The following is a 19496-nucleotide window of genomic DNA, read 5'->3' as shown; positions in this document are numbered from 1 at the left end:
CCGCCAGTCGGCCGGTTTTATAAATACACGGCGGGCTACCGGATCGGTATGACAGACACGGAGCCGGCGCCGGCGGTCCGCGAGACCGCCGAGTCGATCGCGACGATGGAGATCCGCGGCGCGGCGACCATCGCCTCCGCGGCCGCCGAGGCCCTCGCCGAGCAGGCGGAGGCGGCGGCCGAGGCGGACGCGACCGCGAGCGACCCCGAGGCGTTCCGCGCGTCGATGCGCGCCGCGGGGCGGACCCTCCGCGAGACGCGCCCGACCGCGGTGTCGCTGCCGAACGCCCTCCGGTACGTCCTCCAGCGGATGGAGGGCGACTCGGTCGACCGGCTCCGCCGGAGCGTCACGGACGCGAGCGAGGCGTTCGTCGAACAGCTCGACCGCGCGCAAGAGGACCTCGGGCAGGTGGGCGCGAACCGCCTCGCCGACGGCGACACGGTGATGACCCACTGCCACTCCACCGACGCGCTCGCGTGTATCGAGGCGGCCGTCGAGCAGGGGAAGTCGATCTCGGCGGTCGTCAAGGAGACGCGCCCGCGACAGCAGGGCCACATCACCGCCGAACAGCTCCGCGACGCGGGGGTTCCGGTCACCCTGATCGTCGACTCCGCGGCGCGGCGCTACCTCGACGAGGTCGACCACGTCGTCGTCGGCGCCGATTCGATCGCCGCGGACGGCGGCGTGATCAACAAGATCGGCACCTCGGGACTCGCCGTCAACGCCCGCGAGCGCGGCGTCCCGATCATGACCGCGGCCCAGACGATCAAGCTCCACCCGGAGACGCTGACGGGCCACACCGTCGAGATCGAGATGCGCGACGAAAGCGAGGTGATAGACTCCGAGAGCCGCGAGGAGATCGGCGAGATCGCCGTCGAGAACCCCGCGTTCGACGTGACGCCGCCGCGGTACATGGACGCGATCGTCACCGAGCACGGCCAGTTCCCCCCGGAGAGCATCGTGACGCTGATGCGGGAGCTGTTCGGCGAGGGCGCCGCCGAGCCGTGGGCCGAACGATGAGCGGGCGCGACGATCCGCCGATCGGCGGCGACGGCGAGGGGCGCGACGACCCCGCGGTCGACGGCAGCGTCGCCGAGGGGCGCGATCCCGAAGTCGAGGACGGCGAGGGGGTCGACGACTGGGACGAGACGGTCGCGGAGTGGGACCGCGAGGTCGACGAGTGGGAGGGCGACGCGCCCGAAGACGGCGGGACCGGAACCGACGACGGGGGCGGCGAGGACGCCCCGGACGCGGTCGACCCCGAAGTCGACCGCGACCCCGACCTGAGCCCCGACGACGCCGACCGCGTGCCGAAAGTCGTCTCGGCGGGCCACATCAACTGGGACGTGACGATCCACGTCGACAGCCTGCCGGAGCCGGACGGCGAGACCCGGATCGACCGGCTCGAACAGTCCGGCGGCGGCAGCGCCGCGAACGTCGCGGTCGGGCTGGTCGACCTGGGCGGCCAGTCGGTCGTCTACGGCAGCGTCGGCGGCGACGAGTCGGGCGCGCTGGCGCTGCGCGAGCTCGCCAGCGCCGGCGTCGACCCCGGGCAGGTGCTCGTCGACGCCGCCGAGCCGACCTCGGTGAAGTACGTCATCGTCGACGGCGGCGGCGAGCTGCTCATGCTCGCGAACGACGGGGCGAACGAGTCGTTCTCGGCGGCCGGACTCGACCGCGACACGCTCGCGGCCGCCGACCACCTCCACCTCACCGGGCAACAGCCCGAGACCGCCGCGGCGCTCGCGACCGCGGCCGCCGAGGCGGGCGCGACCCGGAGCTTCGACCCCGGTCGCCGGGTCGCCGACCGCGAGTTCGACGCCGCGCTCCACGCGAGCGACGTCCTGTTCCTCAACGACCGCGAGGCCGACGCGCTCGCGGCCGAGACCGACGTCGACCCGTGGGAGCCGGACGACCGCGTCGTCGCGATCAAGCTCGGCGAAGAGGGCGCGACGGTCCGGACGCCGCACGGCAGCGTCTCGCATCCCGGGTTCGACGCCGACCCGGTCGACACGACCGGCGCGGGCGACGCCTTCGCGGCCGGGTTCCTCGCGGCCGCGCTCCGGGAGCCGGAGATCACCGGCGACGGGTTCTCGCACGACCCGCGCGACTACCAGGTGCCGATCCTGGTCGGCAACGCCTGCGGGGCCGTCGCGACCGAGTCGGTGACCGCGCGCACCGACCTCTCGTGGGACCGCGTCCGCGAGGCGATGGGCGAGTCGCCGGAGACGGACCTCCTCATCGAGGTCCGGGCCTGACGCGGCCGCCTCGTCCGACCCGTTCCGGGCCGGACTCCCGCCCGCTCGGCGCTACCCCTCGTAGTCGAACGCGACCGCGAGGTCGGCGGCGCCGAAGAAGACGAACCGGTACCGGCCGGGGACCAGGTCCGGACACACGCGGAGCGCGTCCGCGTGCGGCCCGCCCTCGACGAGTCCCGACTCGGTCATCTCGAACTCCCACTCCAGCGTCTCGCCCGGCTCGACGCCGAGCGCCTCGTCCGTGTAGCCGAACGTCGCGTCGCCCTCGGTCCCGCGGAGTTCGGTCCACCCCTCCTCGGTGCGGATCTCCAGGTTGTACTTCCCCTGATTGCCGACGTACGCCACCTGCCCGGAGACGTTCGTCAGCTCGATCCGGAACCGGGTTCCGCGACCGATCGCGAGCGGGTCGGACCCGGGGTCGTCGTCGCTGGGGGTCACGGCCCGGAGCGCGAGCGGGCCGTCGCCGCCCGCGTCGCTGCCGGCGCCGCCCCCGCCGCCCCAGTTGACGTCGCCGTCGTAGGCCTGGGGGTGGCGCGCGAACCCGTCGACGTCGCAGTCGAACGCGGCGGGGACGTTCGAGGGGTCGCCGTCGGGCCGGACCCCGCCGGCGAGACCGTCCGCCTCACGGACGCCGTCGGCGTCTCGCACCGTCTCCGTCTCGCCCCAGCCGTCGGTGACGGAGAGCCGCGCCGCGTCGGGGAGCGGGTCGCTCGTGACGCGCAGCAGCGCGGCGGAGTAGGTGACCGCCTCGCCGCAGGCCACCTCCGCGCTCTCCGCCCCCTGAACCGTCGCGTCCGCGACGAGGGTCCCGTCCTCGACGCCGACCCCGTCGAACGCGATCTCGTCGTGACAGGTGGTCGGGCCGACCGACTCGACGTAGCAGACGACCGACTCGGAGAGATCGGTCTCCTCGACGAAGGTCCGGGCCGCTTCCGGCGCCTCGGCGATCGGCCACGCGCCGTCGCCGTCCGCCTCGCCGATCAGCACGCAGAAGCCGCGTCGCTGGGTTCGGTCCCACGCCGGGCCGGAGAGGGCCGACCCGACCTGCTGGACCGCGGTCGTCACCTCGCCTGCGGCGCCGTCGCCGTCGGCGCCGTCCTCTCCGTCGCTGCCGTTTCCGTCGCCTCCATCACCGCCGTCGGTTCCGTCTCCGCCCGAAACGGGGTCGCCGGTCTCCGTACACCCCGCGAGCGCGGCGGCGCTGCCGGCGGCGATGCCGTAGAGGGCCGTTCGTCGCGTGAGATCGGTCATACCACCCGGTACGCGGCCGACGCATAAGGGCTTCGTGTAGGCTCAAAAACCCTTCTGACCAATCCCGGCGGGCGATCTCGCCCCGCTCGGCGCGCTCGCGGTCGCCTCACGCCGGCGCGAACAGCGCCTCGATCCCTTCGTCGTCGAGGTCGGCGGCGAGACCGAGCGCGAGCGCGACGCGCGCCTTCGCGGCCGGGAGGTCGCCGGCGAACGTCGCCCCGTGGCCCGCGAGCGTGACGGCGCCGCCCGGGGTCCCGTACACCGGTTCCGTCGGTCCCGCCGGCGGGCGGCCGGCGACGACGACCGGCACGCTCTCGGCCGCTTCGGCGATCGCGTCGCCGAGCGCTCCGGTCACGTTGCCGAGACCGGTCCCCTCGACGACGATTCCGCCGACGCCCGCGTCGAGCGCGCGTTCGAGTGCGCCGGCGCCGACGCCGGTTCCGGAGTGGATCACCGGGACCTCCGGCACGTCCGCGGCGCCCTCGATCGCGTCCGCGAGGGGGTCGACCGGGACTCCCCGCTCGGGCGCGCGGACGAGCCGCGAGGCGGCGCGGGTGAACGTCGCGACCGGTCCCGTCCCCGGCGAGGTCATCGTCGACAGCGCGTTGCTGTGGCCCTTCACGACGTCGCGGGCCGCGTGGAGTTCGTCGTCGAACGCGACGTGGACGCCCGGAGAGAACCGGTCGTCCGCGGCCGCCCGCACCGCCAGCGCGAGGTTCGCCGGCACGTCGCTGGAGGGTTCGTCCAGCCGACGCTGCGCGCCGGTCACGACGACCGGCGCGTCGAGGTCGGTGAGGAGATCGAGCGCGAAGGCGGTGTCCGCGAGGGTGTCGGTCCCGTGGGTGACGACGACGCCGTCGGCCGTCTCCGCCGCGCCGGCGTCGCCCGCGTCCTCGCCCCCGCCGACCGCGTCGCGCGCGGCTGTCGCGGTCGCGAGCACGTCCCGCCACCGAACGTCGAACCCGGGCTGCGAGCACACTTCCCTGGTCGTCACCCGCGCGTAGTCGGCCGCCGCCGGCACCGCTTCCACGAGGTCGGCGCCGGTCTTCTCCGGGGCCGCGCCGTCGTCGCTCGGCTCCGAGGCGATGGTGCCGCCGCAGGCGACGACCGCCACCCGCGGGCGGCCGCCGTCGACGCGTGCGACGGAACGGTTCCGGTCGGTCTGGTCGTCGCGTCGGCCGCGGCGATCGGTCTCCGTCATGTCCTCACCTTGTCCCCGACGGACAAAGCGGTTGGTGCCGCGGCAGTCGCCCGCCTCCAACTCGTCGGTTCGCGCGAGCCGATCGGTTCTCGGCTCGTCGGTCGGGAACAGCCGGATCGGTTCTCGGCTCGTCGGCTGGAAGCACCCGGATCGGTCCGGAACGGCCGGACCGAGGGAGACCCGGAAACAAAGGATTAGAACGCGTTGTAAACAGTTAAAACGTCTCTGAGACGTTTATAAAACGACCCGATCGGGCGAGAAACGTAGTGAAATTCACCGAACCCTCGGCGGGGTATATGTGGGTCCCCGTCGTACGGAGAAGTGTCCATGTCAACCCCCGCTCCCACGCAGATCGCCTCCGGCGAACGGCTCGCCGGGCTGATGACCGGCACCGTCAAAGCCGCCGCCTTCTGGGCGGCCATCGCCATCCCGGCCACGTACCCCGTCCTGCTGTACTCGGGGCTGGACGGCGGCACCGGGCGGCTGTTCGTCGCGCTGCTGTTCGCGAACGCCCTCGCGCTCGCGCTCGGTCACGACCACAAGCGCTGAGCGCCGCCGACGAATCGCCTGTCCGAACGCCGACGCGACGCGTGGACACCGACGCGGCGCCCTCCCGCCCTCCTGCCGTCGCCCTCTCTCTCCTGCCGTCGCCCTTCCCTGTAGCGTTCCGCTCTCGAAGCGCTTACCCACGCCCCGGTCCGACTGCGGGTATGAGCGACGAGACTCGCGTCGAGTGGCGCGACTGGGGTCCCGAGGCGTTCGCCGAGGCCGACGAGCGCGACCGCCCGGTGCTGCTCTCGCTGTCGGCCACGTGGTGCGAGGGCTGCCACGAGATGGACGCGATCACCTACGCCGAGCCGCGGATCGCGGCCAACGTCAACGAGGGGTTCGTCCCCGTCCGCGTCGACGTGGACCGCAACCCGCGGGTGCGCGAGCGGTACAACATGGGCGGGTTCCCGACGACCGCCTTCCTCACGCCCGAGGGGAAGCTGCTGACCGGCGCGGGCTACCTCGACGTCGACGGGATGCGACAGGTCCTCGAATCGGTCCGGCAGATGTGGGCCGACAAGGGCCGCGAGGGCGGCCGCGTCCCGCGCGCGCTCGACGCCGACCTGCCGCCCCGCGGCGAACTGACCGACGAGATAGAGAGCCACCTGGCGGGCCAGCTGGAGGCCAAGTACGACGCCGAGCACGCCGGCTGGGGCACCGACGCGAAGTTCCCCCTGCCTCGCACCGTCGAGTTCGCGCTGAAGCGCGACCGGAACCGCGCGCTCCGGACGCTCGACGCGGTTCGCGACCACCTCGCCGACGACGTCGCGGGCGGGTTCTTCCGGTACGCCGGCACCCGCGACTGGGGGGACATCGCCTACGAGAAGCCGCTCGACACGAACGCCGCGGTGACCCGCGCGTTCGCCAACGCCTTCCTCTACACCGGTGACGAGGCCTACCTCGACCCCGCGCTCGACGCCGTCTCCTTCCTCACCGACGACCTCTGGACCGGCTACGGCGTCGGCGGCAGCCTCGGTCCCGGGCTCGGCCGGGCGTACTACGCGGCGCCCGCCGAGGACCGCGCGGACCTGGACGAACCCCGCCGCGACCTGACCGTCTTCGCCGGCGGCAACGCGCTCGCCGCGGACGCGCTGCTCGCGGCCGCCGCCTACACCGACGACGAGCGCGCCCGCGAGTACGCCGGCCGTATCCTCGACGGACTCGAACGTGACCTGATCGACGCCGAGAGCGGCGAAGTGACCCACTACCGCGGCAGCGACGAGGCCGGTGAGTCCGACCTGCTGGAGGACGCCGCCCGCGTCGTCGGGGCGTACGTCCGCGCCGCCGGGGTGCGCGGCGAGGGCGCCGACGTCGCCCGCGCGGTCGCGGATCGAGCCATCGACCGGCTCCACGTCGAGGGATCGTTCGTCGACGGCCCGCGGACGGGAGCGGGGCTGCTCGACCGGTCGTTCCGCCCGCTCGACGCCAACGTGGAGATGGCGACGTCGCTGCTGGACCTGGCGGCGCTCACCGGCGAGGACCGCTACCGCGAGGTCGCGCGGGAGACCGCCGAGGCGTTCGCCGGCGCCACCGAGCGACTGAGCGTTCAGGTCGCCGGCTACGGGAGCCTCGCCGGTCGCCTCCGCCGCGGCACGACCGTCATCGCGGTCGGGACCGAACCGGGGAGCGACCTCCACCGCGCCGCGTGGCGGGTGGCCGACCACGAGAAGGTGATCGCGCCGAACGCACACGAGTCGGACGCGCCCGCGCCGCGGACGGTTCCGGCGGGCACCGCGGTCGTCCTCGCGGGGGACGGCGCCTCCGAGCCGGCGGAAACGCCCGACGAGTTGATGGACCGGGTCGGCGATACCCTGGCCTGACTCTCGGCGACGCGCCGGCTCGACGAGTCGTCGGACTCGGCGGGATAGCCGTCGACAGCCGAGATCGAACCCACCTCGGCGATCCGGATCGTAAACGGGCGACGCGTTTATACGGATGCCGCGGCATCCCAGCGTATGGCATCTCTCCGCGATCTCGGACTCTCTGAGTACGAGGCCCGGGCGTACCGCGCGCTCCTCCGGACCGGGCCGACCACCGCGAAGGACCTCTCTCGCGCCAGCGAGGTCCCGATGGGTCGGATCTACGACGTGCTCAACAGCTTAGAGCAGCACAGCCTGGTCCGCAGTCAGGCGGCCAGCCGCCCGAAGAAGTACGTCGCGGTCGAGCCGGACGCCGCGCTCGACCGCCTGCTCGACGAGAAGAAGCGGGAACTGGAGACGCAGGCCGAACAGTACGAGTCGGTGGTCGACGACCTCTCGACGGAACTCGACGCCGGCGAGCCGGTCGACGGCCAGTTCTGGACCGCGGCGGTCGGCGCCGAGGAGGCGACCGACCTCCTCTTAGAGCGGATCGCCGCCGCTGAGCGCCGGGTCGTCGTGGTCGCGGGCGCGCCCGCGACCGGCTTCGACCTCGGCACGATCGGCGAGCAGGTGGCCGCCGAACTGGAGTCCGCGCTCGAACGCGGCGTGGAGATCCGGGTGCTGCTGTCGCCGGCGACGGTCGACGCGCTCCCGCGGAGCGTCGGCCGCCGATACACCGCGGAGCTGGCGGAGGTGGACGGGTTCGAGGTCCGAACGATTCCGGGCGTCGATGGGACGTTCAACGTGTTCGACGAGATCGAGGTGTGCATCGAGGTGCCGCACCCGCTGTCGGCGGACGAGCCGTTCGCGATGATCGACGTGAAGGACATCGAGTTCGCGACGAGCGTGAAAGAGCAGTTCGAGCCGCGCTGGGCGGAGTCGGAGCCGCTGACGTTCGGGTGAGCGGCTGACGACGACAGGTTATAAATGACGATGCGGCGGCGCGCGCCTCCGAGCGCCCGGTAGGGCGCGAGGAGCGCGTGCGAGGGAGTCGGCCGACCGGAGCGAAGCGGAGGAAGGCCGACGAGGCTGGGGAGGCGTGAGGTGCGGTTGCGGTGCTGTGCGGGGTGGGACTCAAAGGGGCAGTCGCGAGGCCACCGTAGGCGACGCAAGCACCGCAGCGAAGGAACGGAGTGACTGAGCGAGGAGCGCAGCGAGCGTACGGTGGCCTCGCGACTGGGGCTTTGGAAGTGTTTGCAGTCGATCTGTAATTAGCAATTTATAAGCGAGCGGCTGAGGCTTTGGAGGTGATCGCTGCCGCGCCGCTAACTACTTATAAACAATAGACAGCCACGCCTGGACTTATTCAAAATGCCCCGGAGACCGCGTCTACACGCCCTTACCGGTCGAGTTCGTCGCGGAGGTCGCCCAGCCGGACTTCGCGCTCGGCGTGGGCGTTGTGCTGATGGATCGACTCGTCGTTCGACTGTTTCATGTGGATCACGGCGTCGTCCGGGAGGTGGCCGAACTCGTCGACGGTCCCCTCGGCGAGCGCGCGGACGCAGTCCTCGACGAACTTCGCGTCGGCGTGGGCCTCGTAGGTCATGTGGTCCTCGTCGGGCCGCTTCGCCATGTTGTAGATGCGCGCGCTCATCGAGTCGCGGGCGACGTCGATCACGTCTCGGAGGTCCACGTCGGGGTGGCCCTCAGTCGTGATCGTCAGCGTCGCGTGGCCGCGCTGGGAGTGGCCCGGCTGCGGGACGGCGTCGAGGAACTCCTCGGTCGTCTCCTCGTCGACGCCGAGCTCGGCGAGCTTGTCGCGGGCCCGCGACTCGCTCATCCCCTGCGAGCAGGGACAGACGGTCATCCCCGTCACTTCGGCGCCGATCTCCTCGCGCGTGCCGTCCTCGGTGGCGGTCGCGCTGGCGACGATCGTCGCCGTGCTCTGCGTCTCGATGTCGGAGGCGGGGGTATTTTCGCGGGTGACGAGATCCGCCGTCATCGACACCTCGGCGGTGGTGGTGTAGTCGTGCTTCTCTAAGAGTCGCTCGGCGGCGTCGCCGCAGACGTCCTCGACGCGGTACGCCTCCTCGCGGGTGATGTCTTCGAGGATCTCGTCGACGGTCGCGAGGTTCCGCGACATGTCGATCCCCTTCCGGCCGCTCGGGAGGTCGACGAACACCTCGAACTCCGCCATGAGAACGATGGGGCGCTTGTCGCCGCGCGCCAGCTTCACGAGCTTCTCCACGCCGGTGACCCCGACCTGCGAGAGCCCGACGGTGACGTCGGGAGCCGAGGCCTGTACGTCCGGCAGTTGATGACTCATTACGAACATGGTAGGGACTCTCGGGATTATCCCTTTCGAAAGGGGGAGGTCCGTCTGGTAGTCGCGCGCGTGCGAGCGAGCGATGCGCGCGAGAGAGCGACGGACAGCACCGCCGATATCCGCGTGTGTGAGGTCTCCACGCCCTGCGGGCCGTAACGCACGATTTATAACGGCGGCAGCGGAAGGTATCCCAAGACCATGCCGAGTTCCAATGGGCCGCAGAAGGCGACTCGCGACAAGCTCTCGAACAAACCCCGTAACCGCGGCACCTCCCCGCCGCAGCGAGCGATCCAGGAGTTCGACGAGGGGTCGCAGGTCCACCTCAAGATCGACCCCAGCGTCCCAAAGGGTCGCTTCCACCCGCGCTTCGACGGCCGGACCGGGACCGTCGTCGGCAAGCAGGGGTCGGCGTTCAAAGTCGAGATTCCGGACGGCGGCAAGACGAAGACGCTCATCGTCACCGCCGCCCACATGCGCGCACAGCAGAACTGAGATGACGATCTTCAAAGAGAAGCTCGACGAGGAGTACGTCACCACCTCCGAGGCGAAGGAGATCCTCGTGGAGATCGAAGACGAGCGCGCGGAAGACGAGGACCGCGACCTCCGCTACGAGCTGGCCCGCGCGATCGAGCACGTCAACCGGTTCGCGGACCTCGACGCCGACGAGTCCCGCGAGCTCGTCGAGGAGCTGGCCGAGTTAGAGCAGATCGACGTGCCGACCGCCGTGAAGATCACCGACCTGCTCCCCGAGGACCGCACGGAGCTCCGCTCGGTGTTCGCACAGGAGCGCTACTCGCTCGACGGGGAGGAGTTGGACGAGATCCTCGACGTCGTCGCGAAGTACGCCTGAACGCGGAGCTTCTCCCTTCGGGTCGTTCGTCCCGCCGCCGCGTTCCTCGCGGTTTCGCGTTCCCGACCGTTCCCCGCTTCGACCGAGTCGCCGCTCCTCCCAGCGGTTTTTTCACTGCTCGGAGCGATAATCCATACATGGAAAACGCCGACGGCGACGGGGACGTCGCTGACGACGGTCCGACCGCCGTCCTGCTCGACGTGCTGCCGAACGGGCGTCCCGACGACGACCGCCCGCAGTCCCGCAAGTCGCCGGTGGCGTACGCGCTCGGCGCCGACTCGTTCGGGCTGTACGAACTGACGCTCGGCGACGACGCGGACGTCTCGGTGAGCGACCGGATCGCGCTGGACGGGCCGGCCGTCGGCCGCTACCGCGAGGTGTCGTTCGACGACCTCACCCGAAACGCGGCCGCGGAGATCGAGTACGCGGCCGAGGCGATCGTCGAGGCCGACGAGGAGCGGTTCGTCGACTTCTACAACGAGGCGGGACCGATCACCCTCCGGCTCCACCAGCTGAACCTGCTGCCGGGGATCGGCAAGAAGCTCCGGAACGACCTCCTCGACGAGCGGAAGCGCGGCCCGTTCGAGAGCTTCGACGACGTCGAGGAGCGCATCTCCGGGCTTCACCGCCCGCGGGAGGTGATCCTCGAACGGATCGTCGAGGAGATCCGCGAGTCCGACCTGAAGTACCGGACGTTCGTCGGCCGCGAGGAGTGAGCGCCCCGAAACGGGACTTTTACCCGAACACCGCGTGTACCCCGGCCATGACCGACTCATCGACGGGAGAGAACGCCGCGTACGGGCGTCGCGATCCCGACGCGCTCGCGAGGCGGGCCGGCGCGCGGGCGGATCCCGACCGCGACCAGCACTTCCTCGTCGACGACCGGGTCCTCGACCGAATTCCCGGCTACCTCCCCGACGGCGCCGACACCAGTCACCTCCTCGAGATCGGCGGCGGCGCGGGCGCGCTCACCGACCGCTTGCTGGCGACGGCGAGCGACGCCTCCGGGCGCCTGACGGTGATCGAGCGCGACGGCGCCTTCGCCGACTTCCTCCGCGAGGAGTTCGCGGCCGCGGTCGCCGACGGGCTGCTCGACGTGGTCGAGGGCGACGCGCTCGACGTCGAGTTCCCGCCGTTTACGGTCTGCGTCGCCAACCTCCCGTACGGCGTCTCCTCGGAGATCGCCTTCCGGCTGCTGCCGGAGAAAAAGCCGCTCGTGGTGATGTTCCAGGCCGAGTTCGCCGACCGCATGGTGGCGTCCGCGGGCGAGTCCGAGTACGGTCGGCTCTCGGTGTCGGCGCAACACTACGCCGACGTCGAGATCGCGGAGCGCGTCCCGAAGGAGGCGTTCGACCCGCAGCCGGCCGTCGAGAGCGCCGTCGTGCGGTGTACCCCCCGCGACCCCGAGTACACCGTCGGCGACGAGGCCTTTTTCCTCCGGTTCGTGAAGGCGCTTTTCACCCAGCGGCGCAAGACGGTGCGGAACGCGGTCCGGAACACGGCGCACATCTCCGGGCTCGACGACCCCGAGGCGGTCGTCGACGCGGCGGACGAGGAGCTGCTCGGTAGCCGGCCCGGCACGCTGGAGCCGGCGGCGTTCGCCGCGCTGGCGGAGCTGGCCCGCGAACGCGGCTCCCCGACGGAGGCGTGACGATGACCGGGTGGATCGGTCTCGTGACGGAGCTTCAGCGCACGCTCGCGGGCAACTTCCAACGGTTCGCCGCGTCGGTGGGTATCGTCGTCGCCGTGCTGGCGGTCCGGTACCTCACGGGGCGGCTCAAGCGCGGCGACAGGGACCTCACCTCCACGAAACGGCTCCTGCTGTCGGCGGCGGTCGGCGTCGCCACCGCGGTGGGCGCGCTCACGCTCATCGCGGTGTGGGACCGGAGCGGCGCCCTCTTCGAGACCGCGCGGTCGGCGCTCAGCGCCGATCAGCTGTCGAACGTCGTCCTCACCGTGATCCTCCTCGCGATCGCGTACGCGCTCACGGACTTCCTCGGCGGCGTCATCCGCGAGATCGGCGCCGAGAGCGCGTCGATCTCCAAACACCAACAGGAGGTGATCCTCCGGATCACGCAGCTGACCGTCTACACGACCGCGCTGGTCGCGGTCGTCGGGCTGTTCACCGACAACGTCGGCAGCCTCCTCGTCGGCGCGGGGTTCCTCGGGATCGTGGTCGGGATGGCTGCGCGCCAGACGCTCGGGGCGATACTGGCGGGGTTCGTGTTAATGTTCTCCCGGCCGTTCGAGGTCGGCGACTGGGTGGAGATCGGCGACCACGAGGGCACCGTGACGGAGATCTCGATCATGAGCACGCGGCTCCGGTCGTTCGACGGCGAGGTGATCACGATGCCGAACGACACCGTCCGGTCGGGTTCGATCGTCGACCGCTCGCGGCGGAACCGGCTGCGGATCGAAGTCGAGGTCGGCGTCGACTACGACGCCGACGTCGAGCGCGCGGCCGCGGTCGTCGAGGAGGCGGTCGCGGGAGTCGAGGACGTCGCCGAGATGCCCGAGCCGAACGCCGTGACGAAGCGCTTCGCCGACTCGGCTGTCGTCCTCGGCCTCCGTTACTGGATCCGCAATCCCAGCATGCGGAAGCGCTGGCGGACCCAGACGGCCGCGATGAACGCGATGAAAGACGCCCTCGAAGCCGAGGGGATCGTCATCCCGTTCCCGCAGCAGACGCTCTCCGCCCGCGCTGAGGGCGCCTCGGGACCGCAGTTGGACGCGTCTGTCGAGGGACGCGCGGCGACGCGCGACGGGTCCGAGAGCTCCGGCGACGCCGAGGCGGAGGGCGGCGACCAATGATCGACGGCGGAGACGATAGCGACGAGTGCGACGGCGGCCTCGCGTCGCGACGCGGTCTCGACGACGTCGCCGTCTACCAGCCCGCCGAGGACTCAGGGCTGCTCGCGGAGGCGGCGGTCGCGGAGGCGCACGGGCGCGTGCTGGAGGTCGGCACGGGCTCGGGCTGGGTGGCTCAGCGGATCGCCGAGGAACGCGACCTCGACGTGGTCGGCAGCGACCTCAACCCGCACGCCGCGCGACAGGCCCGCGAGCGCGGGGTCGAGGGCGTCGTCGCCGACCTGCTCTCGCCGTTCCGCGCGGACGCGTTCGACGCGGTGTGTTTCAACCCGCCGTACCTCCCGACCGATCCCGACAACGAGTGGGACGACTGGATGGAACACGCGCTCTCGGGCGGCGAGTCGGGCCGCGAACTCATCGAGCCGTTCCTCGCAGACGTGGGTCGCGTCCTCGCGCCCGGCGGCGTCGTCCTGCTTTTGGTCTCGTCGCTGACGGGGTACGACGAGGTGCTCGAGTTGGTCGAAGATGCCGGGTTTACGGCCGCCCCCGTCGTCGAGGAGTCGTTCCCGTTCGAGACGCTCACGGTTCTGGCGCTCCGGCGGGAGTGAGGCGCTCGCGCCCAGACCGACTTACTCGCGGACGAGGAGGTACCCGACGAGCGCGCCCACGACGACCGTTGCGCCGTACGTCACGATCAGCCCGAGCACGCCGAGAAGGAGCGGAGCGAGAAGGAACATGAGGAGGTCCGAACCCAGTTGGATCCCGGGCGAGGCCCCCGGAATCGGCTCGAACGGGTTCCCGTCGACGGCAACGAGCGCGAGTTCGAGGACGTAGAACAGCACCGGGAGCGCGAGCAGCCCGACGAGCGCCCCGACCCCCGCGCCGCGGACCGGCGACCGCTCGCCGTCGAGGCGTCCCCAGAGCAGCCGCGCGACGAGCGCCCCGCCGAGAAACCCCCCGACGACGAACAGCAACAGGAAGGCAGACGGCGGGGTGAAGCCGCGCCCGGCGAGCACGCCTTGAATCGGCTCGGACAGAATATACAGCAGCGCGAACCCGCCGCCGGCGATCCCGAACGTCAGTGCGGGATTCCCCCGAGCGCCCCGCGACACGTTCCGTCTCATAGTTTCCGGAGACGAGGGGAACGCATAACGCTTGGCAGCCGTGAAATTACTATAGAACATATAATACATTAGCAAATATTATACGACGGCATATCCAACGGTCGGTGATGACCGAACGTGTCGCGGCGACGCCGGGGCTGTATCCGCTCCCGGACCGGGCGAAAGAGACGCTCTCGGACCTGAAGGGCCACCAGAAGGGGGACCTCCTGAGCGGCGACGAGAGCGAGGCGATCGTGGCGGAGTACGACGAGGTGCGCGCGACGTACGTCGACCACCAGCTGGACGCCGGTCTCGACCTGATCTCCGAGGGGCAGGGCCGCTGGGACGACATGATCGCGCACCCGCTGACGGTCCACGACGGCGTCGAGACCGGCGGGATCGTCCGGTACTACGACAACAACAACTTCTACCGCGACCCGCGCGTGGTCGACGACCTCGGCTTCTCCGGCGACGTTGCCCGCGAGCTCGAGAAGGCCGAGGACCTGCTCGCCGACGGCGCCGCTGACGCGTCGCTGGCGGCGACGCTCCCCGGGCCGTACTCGCTGGCCGACCTCGCGACGGACGAGCGCTACGGCGACGAGGCCGAGTTCCAGGCCGCGGTCGCCGAGTTCCTCGCTGGCGAGGTCGAGGCGTTCCCGGCCCACGAGACGCTGTTCCTCCTCGAACCGTCGCTCGTCACGAACCCGCCCGCCGAGGGCGAGGAGTCGACCGCGACGGACGCGCTCGCGACGGTGGCCGACGCGACCGACGCCGACGTGGTCGTCCAGACGTTCTACGGCGCGCTCGGCGAGAAGCTGTACGCCCACCTCGTCGACGAGGCGGGCGCCGACGCGCTCGGACTCGACCTCGTCGCCGGCGACCGCGACGACACCGTCTACAACGTCCAGGAGTTCGGCTCGACGGACTCGCTGTCGCTCGGGCTCGTCGACGGGCAGAACACGCTCGTCGAGGAGCCGGAGACGGTCGCGGAGCGCGTCGAGTGGTTCGAGTCGCAGATCCCCGTCGAGGGGTTCGACCGGACCTACCTCACGCCGAACGCCGAGCTGTTCTACCTGCCGACGAACAAGTACCGCGAGAAGCTAAACGCCCTCGCCGCCGCCGCGGAGGTGCTCGACTGATGGTCCGAAACCCCGACGCCAACAGAGACCAGTTCCGCCCGGACGACCACCCGACCGACGCGTTCCTGCTGACGACCGTCGTCGGCTCCTACCCGAAGCCGAAGTGGCTCAACCGGGCCGACGAGCTGGTCGACGACGCCGACTCGAAGTTCGACGAGTCGAACCTCGAAGAGGCCCACGACGACGCCTGTCGGCTCATCACGCACGAGCACGAGCGCGCCGGGCTGGACACGGTCGTCGACGGCGAGATGCGTCGCAACGAGATGGTGGAGTTCTTCGCCGACCGCATCGACGGCTACGAGTTCAACGGTCCCGTGAAGGTGTGGGGCCACAACTACTTCGACAAGCCGAGCGTGGTCGAGGAGGTCGAGTACGACGAGCCGTGGCTCGTCGACGAGTTCGAGTTCACCGCCGGCGTCGCCGAACGCCCCGTCAAGGTCCCGATCACGGGACCGTACACCCTCGGCTTCTGGGCGTTCAACGAGGCGTACCCCTCCACCGAGGAGCTGGTGTACGACCTCGCGGACCTCGTCAACGAGGAGGTCGAGAAGCTCGTCGAGGCGGGCGCGCGCTACATCCAGATCGACGAGCCGGCGCTGGCGACGACGCCGGAGGACCACGCCATCGTCGGAGAGGCGCTCGAACGCATCGCGGCGGGTATCCCCGAGGAGGTCCGGATCGGTCTCCACGTCTGTTACGGCGACTACTCGCGGGTGTACCCCGAGATCAACGACTACCCGATAGACGAGTTCGACCTCGAACTGTCGAACGGCGACTACGAGCAGATCCCCGTCTTCGAGGAGCCGGAGCTCGAACCCGACCTCGCGCTCGGCGTCGTCGACGCCCACACCGCCGAGGTGGAGTCCGTCGAGGAGATCAAACGGAACATTCGACAGGGACTCCGCGTCGTGCCCCCGGAGAAGCTCACTATCTCCCCCGACTGCGGGCTGAAGCTGCTCCCGCGCGAGATCGCGTACGGCAAGACCGAGAACATGGTGACCGCGGCCCGCGAGATCGAAGCCGAGATAGACGCCGGCGAGATCGACCTCGATAACCCGCTCGCGGACGACTGAGGCGAACCGCGTCACGTACGTGTCGCGGTCCCCGTCGAGCCCGCGGCGGCCGCCCGCGCCACTACTTATAACACGCCGCCGCACCCACCGCCGACATGGCGATCGGTCTCACCGTCGGCGACGACCTCGATCGGCTCGCGGCGTCGTCGCCCCGATTCGACTTCTGCGAGCTCGGAATCGGGGAGCCGACGCTCGTGCCGGGTGATATCGACCCGGAGCGCCTGAGCGACGCGCTCGCCGGCCGCGAGTTGCTCGTCCACTTGCCGTACAGCCAGCGGCTGGCGACCTACGTCCCCGAAGTGAACGACGCCATCGTCGACTACCAGCGGCGGCTCCTCGAAGCGGCCGGCGACCTCGGTGCCGAGAAGGCGGTCCTCCACGCCACCTCCGCCGACCGCGACGACGTGGGCTTCCGGGAGACGGCCGCCGACCAGCTCCGCCGGGTCGCGGACGCCGGCCGCGAGGCAGGCGTCGAGGTCGTCGTCGAGAACGTCGGCCACCAGCACTCGGGGCTTCAGCTCTCCGTCCTCGGCGACCTCGCCCGCGAGACCGACACCGCGATCTGTTTCGACCTCGGCCACGCGTACATGGAGGGGGGAAACAAGGCGATAAAGCGGTTCCTCCGGAGCCACGGCGACCGGATCTCGCATCTCCACTGCCACGACGTCCGCCGCCGCGGCGACACCCACCTCCCCGTGGGAGCCGGCGAGGTCGACTACGACCTCGTCGAGTCGGAACTCGCCGGGTTCGACGGCACCGTCGCCCTCGAAGTGTTCACCGACGACGAGACGCTCCTCCTCGACTCCGCCGAGCGCGTCGCCGACCGGCTCGGCGCGTCGTTTTGAGACCGCGGCTCAGTTCGTTCCGTCGTCCGGCCCCTCTTCGTCCGCGTCGTCACTCGATCCCGCGTTCCCTTCGCTGCCCGCGCCGTTCTCCACGTCGTCGTCCGTGTCGGTGTCATCGTCGGCTGCTTCCACGTCGTCGCCCGCCTCCGCACCGACCTCGTCGCCGTCGACCTGACGCTTTATCGACTCCAGCTCGGACTCGACGTCTATCTCCGGGGCGTCGTCGGCGTCGTCGGACGCTTCGTCCTCGCGCTCGTCGCCCTCGTCACCGCTTTCGCCGGGTTCGGTCACGTCGATCCGAACCGGACTGGTGTCGTCGTCGCGGTCGGACTCCCTCTCGTCGCGCTCTCGGTCGCTCTCGTTCCGGGTTCGATCGCCTCCGTCCCGGGTTCGGTCGCTCTCGTCTCGGTCCCGGTCGCCGTCCCTCCCGAGGCGCCGGTCGCGCGCCGCGTCCGCCTCCCGGCGTCCCTCGTCGATCCGGGACTCGATCTCCGCGGTGAGGTCGCGCGCGTCGGCGATGATCGACCGCGAGGCGGCCTCCTCTGGGAGGTCGGCCTCGGAGAGCGCGGTCCGAAGCTCCGAGAGCGACCGCGAGAGACCGGCGCTCGCGCCGTCGCGGACGTCCGCGAGGCGGTCGCCCGCGCCCTCCGCGCCCTCCGCGACGCTCCGGCCGGGGTCGGCGAGCCGGAGGGTGCCCTGAAGCAGTTCGAGCGACTTGATCGTCGTCTCCAGCAGCGCGATGAGCGTCGGAATGGTGTACTGTTCGGTGAACCGCACCAGCTCCGAGAGCCGGGGCGGTCGCGGGGGACCGCGGCGGTCGCGCTCGGTCTCCCGGAGGTCGGAGCGGAGCTCGCTCAGCACGTCCTCGAGCTCGTCGAGCCGCTCCTCGAGGTCGTCGTCGCGGGGGTCGCGGGAACTCATACCGCGCCGTAGGCGGTCCGCGGATAAAAAGCCCTGCCGGGTCGCGGAAGCGGATCCCGGCCGCGCGGCTCAGAACCCCTCGCGGAGGTGCGTCGTCCGCGGCGGGAACAGCGCGCGGAGGTCGTCCGCGAGCGCGCTATCGCCCGCGACCTCGCCGTCGACCGCGAGCCCGTCGTCCCGAATCACCTCGTCGACCGACCGGTATCCGACGTACAGCTGCGAGAGCGCGCCGACGTCGACCGCGGTGTCCGCGGTCTCGCCTTCCGCGTCGGGGGTCTCACCGTCGGTCTCGCCGCCCGTCGGCTCGACGGCGACCGCGCCGTCCGCGACGGCGACCCGGAACGTCCGGTCGTTCCAATCGACGAGCGGGTCGGCGACCGAAAGCGAGAACGCGGTCTCGAGTTCGGGGTCCGGCGCGAGCGCTTCGAGCGCGGCGGCGACGTCGACGAGCCGGACCATCGGTCCGGTGCGAACCTCGCAGTCGACGGCGCGCGGGTCGTCGACGAGGTCGAGCAGGGGCGCGTCCGGCGGGGCGCGGACCCGGACCTCGTCGACCTGCGAGTCGTGGTTCCGGAAGAAGCGGAGCAGCTGGAACCACGCCTCGTCGTCCGCGACGGCGACGTCGGTGACGCGCAGCGCCGGGTCGTCCGCGTCCGGCTCGTCGCGGAAGCTGTACGCGCAGACGGCTCGCGTCTCCCCGTCGCGCTCCCAGCCGTAGACGAACGGGTCGGTCTTCCACCCCTGGAGCGCCCGCTCGCGCCACCACTCCTCGGTCCAGTCCATCGTCAGGTCGTAGCGGTCGGCCATCGCCGCGAGGACGGGTTTCACGGCCGGGTAATCGTCCTCCCCGAGTCGGCGGAAGGTCCCGGCGTCGTCGCCGTCCGTCGCGATCAGGTCGTCGACGAACCCCAACCGGTCCGGCGGCGCGGTCAGGCGGCGGTAGCGGGACGCGGTCGCCCAGCCGTAGCCCGCGTAGAAGGGGTACTCGAAGGGCCACAGCGTCGAGACGAAGACGTCGCGGTCGCGGTACTCCGCCAGCGACTCCCTGAGCATCCGGCCGACGTTCCCCTGCCGGCGGCGTTCCGGCGGGGACGCGACCGCGGAGAGGCCGGCGACCTCGCGGTCGGCGCCGCGGATCCGCAGCGAGAAGTAGTGGTGCGCGCAGACAGCGACCGGGTCGGCGCCGTCGAACAGCCCCCGCGTGTCGGCGATGGTGTCGTGATCTTCCGCCTCTTCGGGGTCGTACGGTCCCTCGGTCGGGGAGAACGCGTACCGCATGAACGCGTCGAACTCGTCGGCGCGCTCGTCGGGGAACGGTCGGTACTCCATACGCGGTCGGCTCGCGGGAGGGAAATAAGTCTTCTCGGAGCGTG

At 71.0% G+C, this 19496-nt stretch carries 20 protein-coding genes; 14 read left to right on the top strand and 6 right to left on the bottom strand.

All coding sequences use genetic code 11. The features are described from left to right. The first annotated feature begins 48 nt into the window (after nucleotides 1-48). The gene (locus J2744_RS11125) at nucleotides 49-1020 is read left to right on the top strand and encodes a ribose 1,5-bisphosphate isomerase (RefSeq protein ID WP_210113428.1); all 972 of its coding nucleotides are present in this window, start codon (nucleotides 49-51) and stop codon (nucleotides 1018-1020) included. Next, nucleotides 1017-2258 (top strand): carbohydrate kinase family protein, encoded by a 1242-nt coding sequence (locus tag J2744_RS11120; protein ID WP_210113427.1) that lies wholly within the window; start codon nucleotides 1017-1019, stop codon nucleotides 2256-2258. Before J2744_RS11125 ends, J2744_RS11120 begins: the two co-directional genes overlap by 4 nt. Before the next feature lie 51 nt (nucleotides 2259-2309). Here J2744_RS11120 and J2744_RS11115 read toward each other — a convergent pair whose 3' ends face one another. Then, complete coding sequence (locus tag J2744_RS11115) at nucleotides 2310-3509, bottom strand: hypothetical protein (protein ID WP_210113426.1); 1200 nt, start codon at nucleotides 3507-3509, stop codon at nucleotides 2310-2312. 106 nt (nucleotides 3510-3615) lie between these two features. Then, nucleotides 3616-4710, bottom strand: coding sequence for an asparaginase (locus J2744_RS11110; RefSeq protein WP_210113425.1), 1095 nt, complete (start codon nucleotides 4708-4710; stop codon nucleotides 3616-3618). A 327-nt stretch (nucleotides 4711-5037) separates the two neighbouring features. Between J2744_RS11110 and J2744_RS11105 the strand changes: the two genes are divergently transcribed. From J2744_RS11105 to J2744_RS11095, 3 genes are all read left to right on the top strand, one after another. Beyond that, complete coding sequence (locus J2744_RS11105) at nucleotides 5038-5259, top strand: hypothetical protein (protein ID WP_210113424.1); 222 nt, start codon at nucleotides 5038-5040, stop codon at nucleotides 5257-5259. Nucleotides 5260-5420: 161 nt separating this feature from the next. Further along, a complete protein-coding gene (locus J2744_RS11100) occupies nucleotides 5421-7079 on the top strand; it encodes a DUF255 domain-containing protein (protein ID WP_210113423.1) in 1659 nt (552 codons plus the stop codon). 135 nt (nucleotides 7080-7214) lie between these two features. Further along, a complete protein-coding gene (locus J2744_RS11095) occupies nucleotides 7215-8021 on the top strand; it encodes a TrmB family transcriptional regulator (protein ID WP_210113422.1) in 807 nt (268 codons plus the stop codon). A 436-nt stretch (nucleotides 8022-8457) separates the two neighbouring features. On the opposite strand, the gene mptA is transcribed toward J2744_RS11095, so the two are convergent. Further along, nucleotides 8458-9384, bottom strand: coding sequence for a GTP cyclohydrolase MptA (mptA, locus tag J2744_RS11090; RefSeq protein WP_210113421.1), 927 nt, complete (start codon nucleotides 9382-9384; stop codon nucleotides 8458-8460). A gap of 198 nt (nucleotides 9385-9582) precedes the next feature. Here mptA and J2744_RS11085 point away from each other — a divergent pair, with 198 nt between their 5' ends. The 6 genes from J2744_RS11085 to J2744_RS11060 all read left to right on the top strand — a co-directional run bounded on the left by J2744_RS11085 (nucleotide 9583) and on the right by J2744_RS11060 (nucleotide 13650). Continuing rightward, nucleotides 9583-9876 (top strand): 50S ribosomal protein L21e, encoded by a 294-nt coding sequence (locus J2744_RS11085; protein ID WP_006112901.1) that lies wholly within the window; start codon nucleotides 9583-9585, stop codon nucleotides 9874-9876. Nucleotide 9877: 1 nt separating this feature from the next. After that, complete coding sequence (locus J2744_RS11080; protein WP_210113420.1) at nucleotides 9878-10234, top strand: RNA polymerase Rpb4 family protein; 357 nt, start codon at nucleotides 9878-9880, stop codon at nucleotides 10232-10234. Nucleotides 10235-10371: 137 nt separating this feature from the next. Beyond that, nucleotides 10372-10950, top strand: a complete 579-nt coding sequence (locus J2744_RS11075; protein ID WP_210113419.1) for a DUF655 domain-containing protein — start codon at nucleotides 10372-10374, stop codon at nucleotides 10948-10950. A 47-nt stretch (nucleotides 10951-10997) separates the two neighbouring features. Continuing rightward, complete coding sequence (locus tag J2744_RS11070; protein ID WP_210113418.1) at nucleotides 10998-11885, top strand: 16S ribosomal RNA methyltransferase A; 888 nt, start codon at nucleotides 10998-11000, stop codon at nucleotides 11883-11885. Beyond that, on the top strand, nucleotides 11882-13045 hold the full coding sequence (locus J2744_RS11065) for a mechanosensitive ion channel family protein (RefSeq protein ID WP_210113417.1): 1164 nt from the start codon (nucleotides 11882-11884) through the stop codon (nucleotides 13043-13045). The genes J2744_RS11070 and J2744_RS11065 overlap by 4 nt, the downstream gene beginning before the upstream one ends. Beyond that, on the top strand, nucleotides 13042-13650 hold the full coding sequence (locus J2744_RS11060) for a HemK2/MTQ2 family protein methyltransferase (RefSeq protein ID WP_210113416.1): 609 nt from the start codon (nucleotides 13042-13044) through the stop codon (nucleotides 13648-13650). Before J2744_RS11065 ends, J2744_RS11060 begins: the two co-directional genes overlap by 4 nt. A gap of 21 nt (nucleotides 13651-13671) precedes the next feature. Here J2744_RS11060 and J2744_RS11055 read toward each other — a convergent pair whose 3' ends face one another. Continuing rightward, entirely contained in the window at nucleotides 13672-14166 is a 495-nt protein-coding gene (locus J2744_RS11055) for a hypothetical protein (RefSeq protein WP_210113415.1), read from the bottom strand. 107 nt (nucleotides 14167-14273) lie between these two features. Between J2744_RS11055 and J2744_RS11050 the strand changes: the two genes are divergently transcribed. The 3 genes from J2744_RS11050 to J2744_RS11040 all read left to right on the top strand — a co-directional run bounded on the left by J2744_RS11050 (nucleotide 14274) and on the right by J2744_RS11040 (nucleotide 17202). Then, nucleotides 14274-15284 carry a 5-methyltetrahydropteroyltriglutamate--homocysteine methyltransferase gene (locus J2744_RS11050; RefSeq protein ID WP_210113414.1) on the top strand — a complete coding sequence of 337 codons (1011 nt, stop codon included), beginning with the start codon at nucleotides 14274-14276 and terminating at the stop codon, nucleotides 15282-15284. Further along, nucleotides 15284-16357 (top strand): methionine synthase, encoded by a 1074-nt coding sequence (locus J2744_RS11045; protein WP_210113413.1) that lies wholly within the window; start codon nucleotides 15284-15286, stop codon nucleotides 16355-16357. Before J2744_RS11050 ends, J2744_RS11045 begins: the two co-directional genes overlap by 1 nt. A 95-nt stretch (nucleotides 16358-16452) precedes the next feature. Next, nucleotides 16453-17202 carry a sugar phosphate isomerase/epimerase family protein gene (locus tag J2744_RS11040; RefSeq protein ID WP_210113412.1) on the top strand — a complete coding sequence of 250 codons (750 nt, stop codon included), beginning with the start codon at nucleotides 16453-16455 and terminating at the stop codon, nucleotides 17200-17202. Between the two features lie 9 nt (nucleotides 17203-17211). Here J2744_RS11040 and J2744_RS11035 read toward each other — a convergent pair whose 3' ends face one another. Together J2744_RS11035 and J2744_RS11030 are read right to left on the bottom strand one after the other, a co-directional pair. Next, nucleotides 17212-18123 carry a DUF7547 family protein gene (locus tag J2744_RS11035; protein WP_210113411.1) on the bottom strand — a complete coding sequence of 304 codons (912 nt, stop codon included), beginning with the start codon at nucleotides 18121-18123 and terminating at the stop codon, nucleotides 17212-17214. 69 nt (nucleotides 18124-18192) lie between these two features. Continuing rightward, nucleotides 18193-19452 carry a GNAT family N-acetyltransferase gene (locus tag J2744_RS11030; protein ID WP_210113410.1) on the bottom strand — a complete coding sequence of 420 codons (1260 nt, stop codon included), beginning with the start codon at nucleotides 19450-19452 and terminating at the stop codon, nucleotides 18193-18195. Nucleotides 19453-19496: the final 44 nt, after the last annotated feature.

Origin of the sequence: Halorubrum trapanicum (assembly GCF_017873555.1) — an archaeon.
GTDB classification, from domain to species: Archaea; Halobacteriota; Halobacteria; order Halobacteriales; family Haloferacaceae; genus Halorubrum; species Halorubrum trapanicum.
Note: the sequence above shows the minus strand (reverse complement) of the source record. Positions and strands in the feature narration are given on the sequence as shown.